The organism is Nocardia pseudovaccinii (assembly GCF_050942345.1).
GTDB classification, from domain to species: Bacteria; Actinomycetota; Actinomycetes; order Mycobacteriales; family Mycobacteriaceae; genus Nocardia; species Nocardia pseudovaccinii.
Genome location: NZ_CP192074.1, coordinates 8,359,584 through 8,375,801 on the forward strand (window position 1 = coordinate 8,359,584; position 16,218 = coordinate 8,375,801).

1 pseudogene is annotated in these 16,218 nt (G+C 67.4%); it reads right to left on the reverse strand.

The features are described 5' to 3' along the window. Window positions 1-13 precede the first annotated feature (13 nt). A pseudogene (locus ACQPZ2_RS37950) lies at window positions 14-16,192 on the reverse strand (SDR family NAD(P)-dependent oxidoreductase); the annotation flags it as partial. Window positions 16,193-16,218 lie beyond the last annotated feature (26 nt).

A 16,218-nucleotide genomic window follows, 5' to 3' on the forward strand; every position in this document is an offset into this window, starting at 1 on the left:
GCCAGCCTTCGATCACTTCGGCAACATCGGCTGAACCGTCCTCCAGGATCGAGAAGTGGTCAGCAGGTACCGAAACAACGGTGTGCATCGAATCCCACGGTTCGGCCTGCCAGTCCACGCGATCCGACGAGCTCCCCAGGAAGCTCTGGGCGCACTGGATGAACAGCGTGGGCGTGGCGACGGAGCCGGGCGTCATCTGCTGTAGCAGCTGCACGTACCGGCCCATACCCGTCAACCGATCCCGGTCGAAGCGACCGAATGTGGCTTCGTTCGACACCATGTGTTCGGCCATCGCTCGCAGCAGCCAATCGCCGTCATCGTGCACCTGGTAGGTGTCGAGCATGACCACGCCTGCGGGCGCTGGGCCACCGGCCGCTTCCAGGTGCTCGGTGACGCGGTAGGCCAGCAGGCCGCCCGAGGAATAGCCGAGCAGAACGAACGGATCTCCCTGCGCCGCTTCGAGGACGGAGCGCGCCAAGGCTTCCGCGGCCGCCGTCGCCGTCGCCGGAAGTGGCTCTCCCGTCCGGCACCCGATCGGCGACACCGCCACGATGTCCCTCGCACTGCCCAGGTGTGAGGCGATCCGGGCGTACTGATGCGCGCCTCCGGTCGCCAGTGGCGGTGTGAGGCAGATGATCCGCGGCAGAACGGGTCCCGCGGCGAGTCGCGTCGGCACCGGCAGCCGGTCCGGTTCCGGTGCGGCGGTGAATTGTTCGCGCAGCTCCGCCGTCACCCGCAACAGGTCGAAGGCCTGGACGAGCCGGCCGCTCTCCACCGCGCCACGGAACATCCCGTACAGCGAGTCGTCCTCGCCGGTCGGCGCATCGCCGCGTCGTGCGGTCGCGATGAGCTCCGTCCGTAGGTATCGAGCCAGCGCCGCAGGCGTCTTGTGGTCGAAGATCGCGGCCGTCGGCAGCGTCAGACCGGTGGACGCGTTGAGCGTGGTCCGCAGTTCCATGGCTGCCAATGAGTCGAAGCCCGATTCGAGGAAATCCCGCTCCGGGTCGAGAGCATCGACGCTCTCATGGCCCAGCAGCCTGGCCGCGGTCTCGAGAATGTGCTTGCGGAGCAAGTCCTCTTGCTCGGACTCCGGGAGCTGGGCCAGCTGCCTGCGCAGTGCGCCCGCGTCCTTGGCCCCGGTGCTCTGCCGCCGCCCGGCTCGCTTGGCCAGGTCACGCAGGAGTGCGGGCACCGCGTCCCGAGCCCGCAGGGCGGGCAGGTCGATCTCGGTCAGGATGCTCGCCGGAGTCTCCGAAGCTACTGCGGCATCGAATAATTCGAGTGCCTTGTCCGCTGCCAGCGGCGGCAGACCCTGGCGGCGCATGCGCTGCCGGTCGGCCTCGCCGAGCCACTGTGACAGGCCCGTTTCGATATCCCACAGACCATAGGCGAGCGCGGTGGCAGGCAGACCTTCGGCGCGCCGGTGGGTGGCGAGCGCGTCGAGGAACACGTTGGCCGCCGCGTATCCACCCTGCCCGGCGGGCAGGATGGACCCCGCCACCGAGGAGATCAGCACGAAGGCGGACAGCCCGGCGGCCCGGGTGAGCTCGTGCAGATGCCAGGCCGCGTTTGCCTTGGCGCCGAGGGAGTAGTCGATCTGCTCCGGCGTCAGGGTCTCGACCATCCCGTTGTGGGCGACGCCCGCCACGTGCACGACCGCACCCAGGGGATATTCGGCCGGAACCGAAGCAAGCAATTCTCGCAACGCATTTCGGTCCGCGACGTCGCAGGCGGCCACCCGCACCCGGGCACCGAGATCGGTCAATTCCGCGATGAGATCCGCGGCGGCATCCGGTCCTCGGCGGCCCGCCAGCAGCAGGTGCCGCACACCGTGCTCGCTCACCAGGTGCCTGGCGAGGAGACGACCGATGCCACCGGTGCCACCGGTGATCAGTACCGTCCGTTCCGGATCCCAGGGTGCCCGCGGGTCCGATTCGGGCAGCGCGGCCCGCACCAGCCGCGGCACCAGCGTCCCGTCCGCCCGAACGGCGAGTTCCGGTTCACCCGACATCGCCACGGCGGCAAGGTGATCCGGCATGGTCTCGGCCGCGGCCTCCACCAGCACGATCCGCCCGGGATGCTCTGCCTGCGCCGCACGCACCAGGCCCCACACCGCAGCCGTGGCCGGACCGGCCGCGGCGTCGGTGACCACGACCAAAGTGCTTGCCGCGTAGCGCTCCTCGCGCAGGAACTCCTGGACGACGCCGAGCGTGCTGTGCAGCGCGGTGCGCAACCGGACCGGCACATCGTCGCCGTCGACCGGGGTGCGGAACAGGACGACCGAGGCCGACGTGGACGACCCCCACTCGGCCCACGAACCCGCCGAGCGCAGTTCCGGACCGGGCCGCCAGCCGAGCTCGTACCGCCCCTCCGGCGCGGATCGGGCTGCGGCCGAGAGCAATTCGAGCGACATCGGGCGCAGCGCGAGCGACCCGACGGACAACAGTGGCGCTCCGCCGGAATCGGCCATGGCCAGCGCGACCTCGCCCTGGTTCAGCCAGGACAATCGAACGCGCACCCGGCGGGCCCCGTCGGCGTGCATCCGCACCGAGGACCAGGCGAACGGCACCAGGGTAGGCCGCTCGGCCTGCTCGTCCACGCCCTGCGGGAGGCCGAAGGACAGCGCGTGCATGGCCGCGTCCAGCAGCGCCGGATGCACGCCGTAGCCCTGGGCGGCGGTCGGCTCGGGCAGCGCGACCTCGGCGAAGAGATCCGCACCGCGCCGCCACATGGCTTCCAGTCCGCGGAAGGCGGGCCCGTAGTTGTAGCCGTGGTCGGCGAGTACGTCGTAGGCGCCGGCCAACTCGATATCCGTGGCACCGGCCGGTGGCCACTGCGCGAAGTCCGTCCAGCCGTCCGGCGTTTCGGTTTCCCGGCTCGGGCTCACCGTGCCCTGCGCGTGGTGCGTCCACGGCACCGACGGATCGTCGTCGTCCCGCCGGGAGTAGATGTCGAGCCGTCGGCGACCGTCGGCGTCGCCGTCGCCGACGATCACCTGGATGTCGACGCCGCCCTGCCCTTGGAAGACCAGTGGCGCCAGCAGGGTGAGTTCCGCCAGCTCCGGGCAGTCGACTTGGTCGCCGGCGTGGGCGGCCAGTTCGACGAATCCGGTGCCCGGCAGCAGCACCGTGCCGAGCACGTCGTGATCGGCCAGCCAGGGATGGGTGTTCGTGGACAGGCGACCGGTGAATCGGACGCCGCCACTCTCCGGCTGTGCCACCAGGGCCCCCAGCATCGGGTGGTCGGTGGACCGCAGGCCGAGTGCGTGCGCCTCGCCGGTGTGCAGCGGGCCGGTGGACCAGAAGCGGCGGTGCTGGAAGCTGTAGGTCGGCAGGTCGACCCGCACGCCGCCGGTTCCGGTGTAGTAGCTGGTCCAATCCACCGTCGCACCCGAGACGTGTAGTCGGGCGAGGCCGGTCAGCACGGTTTCGGAGTTCGTCTTGTTTCGTTTGGACAGCGCGATAGTCGTTGCGGTGTCCAGGGTTTGAGCGATCATCGGGGTCAGCACCGCGTCGGGTCCGACCTCGGCGAACCTGGAAACACCCAGATCCGCCATTGCCGCAACGGCATCAGCGAACCGCACCGTGTCCCGCACCTGACCGACCCAATACGACGGATCCGACATTTCGTCCGCGACGCGGGCGCCGGTCACCGTCGACACCAGCGGGATACGCGGGCGCGCGAACGTCAAACCTTCGATCGCCGTGGCGAATTCGGCCAGCATCGGGTCCATGGAGGCCGAATGGAACGCATGCGAAACCCGCAGTCGGTGTGTGCGCCAACCATGTTCGGCACAAGCCTCGGCGACAGTCACGACATCGGCTTCTACACCCGAGAGCACCACCGACGACGGACCATTCACCGCAGCGATCGACACCGCACCGGTCAGCAGCGGCCGCACATCGGCCTCGGCGGCACCCACGGCGACCATCGCGCCACCAGAAGGCAGCGCCTGCATCAAGCGGCCACGCGCCGCCACCAACACACACGCATCCGACAGCGACAACACACCAGCGATATGCGCCGCAGCGACCTCACCGATCGAATGACCAGCCACCACACCCGCACGCACACCCCACGATTCGAGCAACCGGAACAACGCCACCTCGAACGCGAACAACCCCGCCTGCGCGAACACCGTCCGATCGACCAGATCGTCGTCCGCCAATGCCGTGCTCAGCGAAACAGGTTGTTCCAGCAGCGGATCGAGCTCGGCGACGATCGCATCGAAGTGGTTGGTGAAGACCGGGTAGGCAGCGCACAGCTCCTTGGCCATATCGGCCCACTGCGCACCCTGACCCGAGAACACCACACCCGTCGAACCCGCCAGCACGCGGCCGGTCACCACATCGGGTGCCGACGCACCGGCCGCCAAGGTCCGGATACCCGCCAACAGACCATCACGGTCATCAGCCACCACAACGGCCCGGTGCTCGAAGACACTGCGCGTCGACGCCAGGGAGAAGCCGATATCGATCGAATCGTATTCGCCCACATGTGATCCCAGCCGGTCGGCCTGAGCGGCCAGTGCTTCGGCGCTGCGGGCCGAGACCACCCATGGCAGCAACGCGCCCGCCGGTGCGGACTTGACCACCGGCTCCGGCTCCACCGTCGGCGCCGGGGCCTGTTCGATGATGACGTGGGCATTGGTTCCGCTGATACCGAACGACGACACACCCGCACGACGCGGCCGATCCACCTCCGGCCACACCACCGCCTCGGTCAACAACCGCACATGGCCCTCGGACCAATCAACTTTGGTGCTGGGCGCATCGACATGCAGCGTCTTCGGCAGCAGTCCTCGGCGCATCGCCATGACCATCTTGATCACACCACCGACACCCGCCGCCGCCTGAGCATGACCGATATTCGACTTCAACGACCCCAACCACAGCGGACGATCCGCAGCACGCTCTTGCCCATAGGTAGCCAGCAGCGCCTGAGCCTCGATCGGATCACCCAGCGTCGTACCCGTGCCGTGAGCTTCCACCACATCGACATCGACCGGCGAAACCCCCGCATTCGCCAACGCTTGGCGAATCACCCGCCGCTGCGACGGACCATTCGGCGCGGTCAAACCATTCGACGCACCATCCTGATTCACCGCCGAACCAGCAATCACCGCAAGCACCTCATGACCATTGCGCTGCGCGTCGGACAACCGCTCCAGCACCAACATCCCGGCACCCTCGGACCACCCGACACCATCAGCCGCATCCGCGAAGGACTTACACCGGCCATCCGGCGACAAACCCCGCTGCCTGCTGAACTCCACCAGAGTTTCCGGGGTCGCCATCACCGTCACGCCACCGGCCAACGCCAGATCGCACTCACCCGACCGCAGCGACTGCGCCGCCAAATGCATTGTCACCAAAGACGATGAGCACGCCGTATCCACCGACACGGCCGGGCCCTCCAATCCGAGGGTGTAGGCGATGCGACCGGACACCAGGCTGCCCGCGGCGCTGTTACCGGTCCCCTGGGCGTAGTCGTGGTACATGACGCCGGTGAAGACACCGGTCGAACTACCGCGCAGCACCGCCGGATCCACACCTGCTCGCTCCAACGCCTCCCATGTGGTTTCCAGCAGTTGCCGCTGCTGCGGATCGGTCATCACGGCCTCGTTGGGACCGATCCCGAAGAAGTCCGCGTCGAAATCGGCAGCCGTGTGCAGGAATCCGCCCTCTCGGGTGTAGGACCTGCCCGCGCGGCCGGGTTCCGGATCGTAGATGCCGTTGAGGTCCCAGCCGCGGTCGACCGGGAAGGTCGATACCGCGTCCCGGCCGGTGTGCACGAGTTCCCAGAGATCTTCAGGAGACCTCACCCCTCCGGGGTAACGGCAGGCCATGCCGACCACGGCGATCGGGTCGCCGTCGACCGCCCGGACGGCGGTGACCGCGACATCGCGGCTGGTCCCGGCGAACTCGTCGGCCAGATACCGCGCCAAAGCCTGGGGCGTGGGGTAGTCGAACACCAAGGTCGCGGGCAGGGAGAGACCGGTGGCCGCCTTCAGCGCATTACGGAATTCGACAGCGGTGATCGAATCGAAACCCAGCTCGTTGAAGGCCCGGTCCGCTGCGACCGCGTTCGTGTTCTCGTGGCCGAGGACGGTGGCGATCTGACCGCGCACGATCTCCAGCAGCACGTCGAACCGCTCGCCGTCGGGAGTACTCGACAGCTGAGCACGCAACGCCGCGGACGCGCCCGAGACTGCTCTGCGGCGCTGCGGGATCAGTGCGGAAAACAGTGCGGGCGCGGTGAATCCCGCGGAGCGCATGGCATCCAGATCCACCCGGGCGAGGACGAGGGCCGCCGTGTCCATTCCCGTCGCGACGTCGAACAGGGCGAGACCCTGGTCCGCCGACAGCGGCAGCAGACCCGACCTGGACATCCGGCGCCGGTCGACGTCGCTGAGCTCCGCGGCCATACCTCCGTCCGTGCTCCACAGACCCCAGGCCAGAGATACACCGGGCAGCCCGGATGCCCTGCGGTGCGCGGCCAGCGCGTCGAGGCAGGCGTTGGCCGCGGCGTAGTTGCCCTGGCCGGGGCTACCGAACGCACCGGCGACCGAGCTGAACAGCACGAACGCCTTCAACGGCAGGTCGGCGGTCAGCTCGTGCAGATGCAGCGCGGCGTCGACCTTCGGGGCCAGCACCGCGTCCAGCCGCTGCGGACTCAGCGACGCGATCGCACCGTCGTCGAGCACACCGGCGAGGTGGAAGACGCCCGTAAGCGGTTGTGCGGCAGGAACACTGGCCAGCACCTCGGCCAGCGCACCGCGGTCGGCGACATCGCATGCGATGTACTCGACCTCGGCGCCGAGCTGCTGCAACTCTTCCCGCAATGCCGTTGCGCCGGGGCCGGATTCACCGCGTCGGCTGAGCAACAACAGATGGCGCGCGCCATGGGTTTTCACCAGGTGCCGCACGAACAGCCCACCGAGGTAGCCGCTGGCACCGGTGATCAGAACCGTGTCGTCCGGATCAAAGGAACCGGTCGCCGGAGCGGTGGTCGAGACGACTCGCCCGAGTCGCGCTCTGTACACCTGCCCATCACGCACCGCCACCTGCGGTTCCTCTGACGCCAGAATCCCGCCCAGCAGACCGTCGAGCTCGGAATCGGTATCCACCAACACGATCCGGCCGACGCCCTCGGCCTGTGCCGAACGAACGAGGCCGCCGACAGCGGCACCGGCGAGATTCGAAATATCCTCTCCAGCAACCGACACCGCACCACCGGTCCGAACCACCAACACCGACTCACCGAACCGAGCCTCGGCAAACCAGGACTGCAGCACCTGCAACACACCATGAGTAGCCGCACGAACGGTCGCGGGATCATTGCCCGCAGGGCAGTCCAGCACCACCACCTGCGGGACATGCTCACCCACATCACCAAGATCCGCCCAGGAAACAGTAGCGATCTCGCCTTCGGACACCGAGATCGGCGCCCAGCCCACATCGAACACAGCGGTACGAGAAATCGGAGTCCCCGCAGTGAGCTGCGCCGGATCAATCGGCCGAGACGCCAAATGCCGCACCGTCGCCACCCCGACACCGGTCGAATCCGCCAGATCCAAAGCAACCCCACGCTCACCGATACGAGTCAGCCGAACCCGCAACGCATCGGCCCCCGCCGCGTGCACCGTCACGCCCGACCACTCGAACGGCAACACCAGCCCGGTCTCCCCCGACACGGCACCATCGGCAAAACGCAAAGCGTGCAAAGCCGCATCCAGCAACGCCGGATGCACACCGAACCGCTCCGCATCCGCTCGCGCCGCCTCCGGCAACTCCACCTCGGCATAGAGCCCGTCCGATCCACGCCACACCGCTCGCAGCGCCTGAAACACCGGACCATAGTGATAGCCCTGCGCATCGAGAGAGTCGTACAGGTCCTCGACCGGGACCGCGGTGGCGTCGGAGGGCGGCCACTGCGCCAGGTCCGCCGGTGCGCCGTCGGCTCCCGGCACGAGGACGCCTTCGGCATGCAAAGTCCACGACGCCACCGAATCGGCATCGTCGTCGGGGCGGGAGAATATCCGCACCCCGCGACGCCCCTCGTCCGCACCGCCGATCACGACCTGCACCGCGACACCACCGGACTCCGGCAACACCAGCGGGGCACGCAGAATCAGCTCGTCCAGGCTCGAGCAGCCCACCCGCTCACCGGCGTGCAGGGCGAGTTCGACGAGACCGGTGCCGGGGAACAACACGGTGTCCATGACCCGGTGATCGGCCAGCCAGGGCTGCGTCTGCACCGACAATCTGCCGCTGACGGCGACCACATCGGAATCCGGTTGCGACACCACCGCCGATACCAGCGGGTGACCGGTCGCGACGAGCCCCATCGACCGGGCGTCACCCTTGCCTGCGGAACCTTCGGGTATCCAATAGCGCCGGTGCTGGAAGGCATAGGTGGGCAGGTCGATGCGCCGCGCCCCCGTACCGGCGTAGAAACCGGCCCAATTCACCTCGGCACCGGCCACGAACAATCCGGCCACCCCAGCCGACACCGCGGACACGTCGGCACGGTCACGACGCGCCAACGCCACCACCACAGCAGCCTCGTCGTCGACAGTCTGCGCGACCATCGGGGTCAAGACCGCATCGGGGCCGACCTCGGCGAACCTGGACACACCCAGATCTGCCATCGCCGCAACAGCATCGGCGAACCGGACGGTGTCACGGACCTGGCCCACCCAATACGACGGATCCGACATCTCATCGGTGATCCGGGCACCGGTCACCGTCGACACCAGCGCGATGGTGGGTCGGCCGAAGCTCAAACCTTCGATCACCGACGCGAACTCGGCCAGCATCGGCTCCATCAGAGCCGAATGGAAAGCATGCGAAACCCGCAGGCGATGCGTCCGCCAACCATGTTCGGTGCACGCCGCGAGGAGAGCGGCGACTGCGTCCTCGACGCCGGAGAGCACCACCGACGCCGGACCATTGACCGCCGCGATCGACACTCCATCGGCCAGCAACGGCGTCACGTCGGCTTCGGAAGCACCAACAGCGACCATCGCGCCACCCGAAGGCAGCGCCTGCATCAACCGGCCACGCGCGGCCACCAACACACACGCATCCTCGAGGGACATCACACCGGCCACATGCGCCGCAGCGACCTCACCGATCGAATGACCCGCCACCACACCCGCACGCACACCCCACGATTCGAGCAACCGGAACAACGCCACCTCGAACGCGAACAACCCCGCCTGCGCGAACACCGTCCGATCGACAAGCTCACCATCCGCCAACGCCACGCTCAGCGAAACAGGTTGTTCCAGCAGCGGATCCAAATCGGCGACGATCGCGTCGAAAGCCGCGGCGAACACCGGGTACGCACGCAACCCGGCCGCCATACCAGCCCACTGCGCACCTTGACCCGAGAACACCACACCCGTCGAACCCGCCAGCACGCGGCCGGTCACCACCCCCGGAATCGTTTCACCGCGACCGAGCGCCTGGATACCGGCGCGCAGGGCGTCGTCCTCGGGCGAGAACGCCACGGCCCGATGCTCGAACAACACGCGCGAGGTGGCGAGCGAGAATCCGATGTCGATCGAATCATGGTCGCCGACATGGGAGGCCAGCCGCCGGGCCTGCTCGGCCAGTGCCTCGCCGCTGCGCGCCGAGACCACCCACGGCAACACACCGCCCGCCGGAAGGGTCTTGACCACCGGAGCCTGGTCCGCCACCGGCGGCTGTTCGACGATGAGGTGAGCGTTCGTGCCGCTGAGGCCGAACGAGGAGACACCCGCACGACGCGGCCGATCCACCTCCGGCCACGCCACCGGTTCGGTCAGCAGGCGGATATGGCCTTCGGACCAATCAACTTTCGTGCTGGGCCGATCGACGTGGAGCGTCTTGGGCAGCATGCCGTGCCGCATAGCCATGACCATCTTGATCACGCCACCGACACCGGCCGCCGCCTGGGCGTGGCCGATATTGGATTTCAACGATCCCAACCACAACGGCCGATCCGCAGCACGCTCTTGCCCATAGGTAGCCAAAAGGGCTTGGGCTTCAATCGGATCGCCCAGCGTCGTACCCGTGCCGTGCGCCTCGACCACGTCTACCTCGGTCGGCGATACACCGGCATTGGCCAACGCCTGCCGGATCACCCGCCGCTGCGACGGACCATTCGGCGCCGAGAAACCATTGGACGCACCATCCTGATTCACCGCCGAACCAGCGATCACCGCAAGCACTTCATGACCATTGCGACGGGCATCGGACAACCGCTCCAGCACCAGCACACCGGCGCCCTCGGACCACCCGACACCATCGGCCGCATCCGCGAAGGACTTACACCGGCCGTCCGGCGACAAACCCCGCTGCCTGCTGAACTCGACAAGCATCTCCGGCGTGGACATCACCGCCACGCCACCTGCCAGCGCCAGATCGCACTCACCGGACCGCAGCGACTGCGCGGCAAGATGCAGGGCGACCAGCGACGACGAACACGCCGTATCCACCGACACCGCAGGACCTTCCAAGCCGAGCGTGTAGGCGATGCGACCGGAGACCAGGCTCCCGGCGACGCTGTTGCCGGTACCGGCGCCCAGCGCGTAGTCGTGGTACATCACGCCGGTGAACACACCGGTCGAGCTGCCACGCAGCACCACCGGATCCACCCCGGCCCGCTCCAGCGCCTCCCACGAGATCTCCAGCAACATCCGCTGCTGCGGATCCATCACCAATGCCTCGTTGGGACTGATCCCGAAGAAATCCGCATCGAAATCGGCTGCGGAGTACAGGAACCCACCCTGACGGGTGTAGGTCTTGCCCGCCTTGCCAGGTTCCGGATCGTAGATGCCCTCGATATCCCAGCCACGATCCGAAGGCAACTCGCCGGTGGTGTCCATGCCTTCGGCAACCAGACTCCACAGGTCCTCGGGAGAAGCGACACCACCCGGATAGCGGCAGCTCATCGCCACCACCGCGATCGGATCGTCGCCGCTCACCCTACTGGCAGTAACCGCGACATCCTGGCTCGTGCCGGAGAGTTGGGAATCGATGAACTCGGCGACGACCTGTGGGTTGGGGTAGTCGAAGACCAGCGTCGCCGGGAGTTGCAGACCCGTCGCAGCATTCAGCTTGTTACGGAACTCGACCGCACTCAACGAATCGAACCCTAGCTGCTGAAAAGCCTGTTGCGGCTCAACAGCATCCACGGACGCATGCCCGAGAGTGGCGGCAGCCACCGATCGGACGAGATCGAGCAAAGCGCGCGCACGGTCCGCATCCGGCAAACCGGCCAGCTTTCGGGCGAAAGCCTGACCCGCCGCACCTCGGTTGGCACGGCGCACCGGGTTCGGCACGAGCGCGCGGACCATGGCCGGAATCAGCTCGCCCCGAGTCCGGAGCACCGCCCGATCGACCCGCAGCGCCACCAGCTGGGCCGAATCGGTGGCGATCGCCGCATCGAACAGCGCAAGTCCCTCGGCCTCGGAGATCGGCGGGAAGCCCTGCCTGCGCAGCAGATCGAATTCTGCCTCGGACAGCTCGACACCGAGCCCCGACGATCGCGCCCACAACCCGTAATCCACAGCCGTCGCGGGCAATCCCGAACTCCGACGATGTGCCGCGAGCGCATCGAGAAAGACATTCGCCGCGGCATAGTTCGCTTGACCAGCGGCCAGCACCAGCCCACCCGCGGACGACACCAGCACGAACAGCGACAGCGAGTGATCGCGAGTCAGCTCGTGCAGATGCCACGCCGCATCGACCTTGGGTCCGAACACATAATCGACCCGCTCGGCCGTAATCGATTCGACCAGACCGTTGTCCGCTGTTCCGGCCGCGTGCACAACACCGACCAACGGATGTTCAACCGAGATGCCGTCCAGCAACGCCGCCAGTGCCGACCGATCCGACACATCACACGCGACGATGGTCACCTGCGCGCCCAGCTCGGTCAGCTCCTCGCGCAGTTCCGCGGCACCCGGAGCATCCGGTCCGCGCCGAGACGTCAGAAGCAGATGGCGCACACCATGTTCGGTCACCAGATGCCGGGCGATCACCCCACCCAGACCACCTGTACCACCGGTCACCAGCACCGTGCCCGGCTCGGACAACCGGACGTTCGAACCGGGCGCGTGACGACTCAATCGCGGCACGAGCAGGGTCGCGCCGCGCAGCGCGGCCTCGGGTTCCAGCGCAGCGGTCGCGGCCGCAGCGGCGATGGCGAGCGCGTCACGATTCTCGTCCTGAGCCAGGTCGAGCAGCTGGAATCGGCCCGGATGTTCGGCTTGCGCGGCGCGCAGCAGACCCCACACCGGCGCCTGGCCAAGATCCACCTGCTCCGAATCGGCAACGGCCACCGCACGTCTGGTCAGCACCACCAGACGTGAACCGGCGAAACGCGGTTCGGCCAGCCAACCCCGCAGTGTGTCGAGCACAGCGATCCCGATCCGGCGGGCGGCCTCGGGCGGCGCACCGTCGTGGACGGGGATCTCCCACAACACGATCTCCGGAACATCAGCGTCCTGCGCCGCATCGAACTCGGCGATCAGCGCCGCGAGATCACCCTTCAGTACCGCCACCCGGCCCGGTTCGACGCTCTCCGTGGACGGCACGGCAGCGACCCACTCCACGCCGAAGAGGGCATCATCCACCCGATCCGCCTGCAGGCGATCGGCCGACACCGGCCGAGATACCAAGGCCCCCACCGACATCACCGGCTCGCCCTGCTCGTCGGCCAGCTGGAGCGCGAACCGAGTGCCCTCGACCACGATGCGAACCCGCACCGCGCTCGCACCGGTCGCGTGCAGCACCACCTGGTTCCAGGTGAACGGCAATGCCGGGAAACCCTCGACACCGCCACGCATACCGTGCACGATCCCGGCGTGCAACGCCGCGTCGAACAGTGCCGGATGGATGCCGAATCCCTTGCCGTCCTGTGAATCCGGCAGCGCGACCTCGGCGAACAACTCGTCACCACGCCGCCACGCCGCCTGCAAACCCTGGAAGAACGGGCCGTAGCCGTACCCGATATCGAGCAGCTCGTCGTAGACGCCGTCGATGTCCAAGGGCTGGGCACCGGCTGGCGGCCACGCGGCGAGGTCGAAATCGGCCGCCGTCTCGCCGGGTGCGAGCACACCTTCGGCGTGCAGCAACCACGGCCCCTCGGCGGTCTGCCGCGAATGCACACTCAACCGCCTGCGACCGGCCTCGTCTGCCGCCGTCACCACGACCTGTACCGCGACGCTGCCCTCGGCAGGCACAGTCAACGGCGCCTGCAGGACCAGCTCGTCCACCACGGCACAACCGAGCACACCGCCGACGTAGCTCGCGAGCTCGACGAATCCGGTGCCCGGCAGCAATACGGTGCCGAGCACGCTGTGGTCGGCCAGCCACTCGACCGAGTCCACGGTCCACCGGCCGGTGAAACTCACGCCACCCGAATCCGGATGCGGCACCACCGCACCCAGCAGTGGATGCTCCACCACATCCAGCCCGACCGAGCTGACCCCGCCCAGTTCGGCGCCCAGCCACGACATGGCCAGCGCCTCCGTGGGATCCAGCCAGAAACGCTGATGCTGGAAGGCATAGGTGGGCAGGTCGACGCGCTGACCTCCGGCGTGCAGACCGGCCCAGTTCATCTCGGCACCGGCCACGAACAACCCGGCCACCCCCGCCGACACCGCGGACACGTCGGCACGGTCACGACGCGCCAACGCCACCACCACAGCAGCCTCGTCGTCGAGAGTCTGCGCGACCATCGGGCTCAGGACCGCGTCCGGTCCGACCTCGGCGAACCGGGACACCCCCATATCCACCATCGCCGCAACGGCATCGGCGAACCGGACGGTGTCACGGACCTGACCCACCCAATACGACGAAACAGTCATCTCATCCGAGACGCGCGTACCAGTCACCGTCGACACCAACGGAATGCTCGGACGCGAGAACACCAAACCTTCGATCGCCGACGCGAACTCGGCTAGCATCGGCTCCATCAGAGCCGAATGGAAAGCATGCGAAACCCGCAGGCGATGCGTCCGCCAACCATGTTCGGTGCACGCCGCGAGGAGAGCGGCGACTGCGTCCTCGACGCCGGAGAGCACCACCGACGCCGGACCGTTCACCGCCGCGATCGACACTCCATCGACCAGCAACGGCCGCACATCAGCCTCGGAAGCACCGACAGCGACCATCGCGCCACCCGAAGGCAGCGCCTGCATCAAACGACCACGCGCCGCAACCAGCACACACGCATCCGACAGCGACAACACACCAGCGATATGCGCGGCGGCGATCTCACCGATCGAATGACCGGCCACCACATCCGCGCGTACGCCCCACGATTCGAGCAACCGGAACAACGCCACCTCGAACGCGAACAACCCCGCCTGCGCGAACACCGTCCGATCGACAAGCTCACCATCCGCCAACGCCACGCTCAGCGAAACAGGTTGTTCCAGCAGCGGATCCAAATCGGCGACGATCGCGTCGAAAGCCGCGGCGAACACCGGGTACGCACGCAACCCGGCCGCCATACCAGCCCACTGCGCACCTTGACCCGAGAACACCACACCCGTCGAACCCGCCAGCACGCGGCCGGTCACCACCCCCGGAATCGTTTCACCGCGACCGAGCGCCTGGATACCGGCCAACAGCCCATCACGGTCCTCGGCCAGTACGACCGCACGATGGTCGAACAGCGCACGCGTAGACGCCAACGAAAAACCGACATCCACCTTATCCAGGTCCCGATCGCCGACATGAGACGCCAAGCGGACGGCCTGAGCGGCCAGCGCCTCGCCACTGCGCGCCGACACCGCCCACGGCAGCAATCCACCCACCGGGACAGTCTTTTGCGTCGGAGCCTGTTCAGGCCCTGGTTCGGCCACCGGGGCCTGTTCGATGATGACGTGGGCATTGGTTCCGCTGATACCGAACGACGAGACACCCGCACGACGCGGCCGATCCACCTCCGGCCACACCACCGCCTCGGTCAACAACCGCACATGGCCCTCGGACCAATCAACTTTGGTGCTGGGCGCATCGACATGCAGCGTCTTCGGCAGCAGTCCTCGGCGCATCGCCATGACCATCTTGATCACACCACCGACACCCGCCGCCGCCTGAGCATGACCGATATTCGACTTCAACGACCCCAACCACAGCGGACGATCCGCAGCACGCTCTTGCCCATAGGTAGCCAGCAGCGCCTGAGCCTCGATCGGATCACCCAGCGTCGTACCCGTGCCGTGAGCTTCCACCACATCGACATCGACCGGCGAAACCCCCGCATTCGCCAACGCTTGGCGAATCACCCGCCGCTGCGACGGACCATTCGGCGCGGTCAAACCATTCGACGCACCATCCTGATTCACCGCCGAACCAGCAATCACCGCAAGCACCTCATGACCATTGCGCTGCGCGTCGGACAACCGCTCCAGCACCAACATCCCGGCACCCTCGGACCACCCGACACCATCAGCCGCATCCGCGAAGGACTTACACCGGCCATCCGGCGACAAACCCCGCTGCCGACTGAACTCCACCAGAGTTTCCGGGGTCGCCATCACCGCGACACCACCGGCCAACGCCAAATCGCACTCACCCGACCGCAATGCCGCCGCAGCCGAATGCATGGCCACCAAAGACGACGAACACGCCGTATCCACCGTGACCGACGGCCCCTCCAAACCGAACACATACGAAACCCGGCCCGAGGCAATAGATCCCGTATTCGCGTTGGCCGGATAGTCGTGATACATCATGCCGACCCACACACCGGTCCGGCTGCCCTTCAACGACCCCGGATCGACACCGGCCCGCTCGAACGCCTCCCACGAGGTCTCCAACAGCAGAAACTGCTGCGGATCCATCAGCGCCGCCTCATTGGGGCTGATATTGAAGAACGCCGGATCGAATTCACCCGCGGCATGCAGAAAACCGCCCTCACGCGTATATGCGGAGTTCGGCGTCTCACCGGTCGGGTCGTACAAGCGCTCGGTGTCCCAGCCGCGATTCGCCGGGAACTCCGACGCCGCGTCGGTCCCGGCCGAAACCAGGTTCCACAGCTCCTCCGGCGACCCCACCCCGCCCGGATACCGGCACGCCATACCCACGATCGCAATCGGCTCACGAAGCGACGACTCGAGCTTGCGGTTGCGGGCACGCAACCGCTCGGTCTCCTTGAGCGAGACACGGAGGGCCTGAGCCAGCTTCTGAGTATTGTCATCGGGCTTGGTCA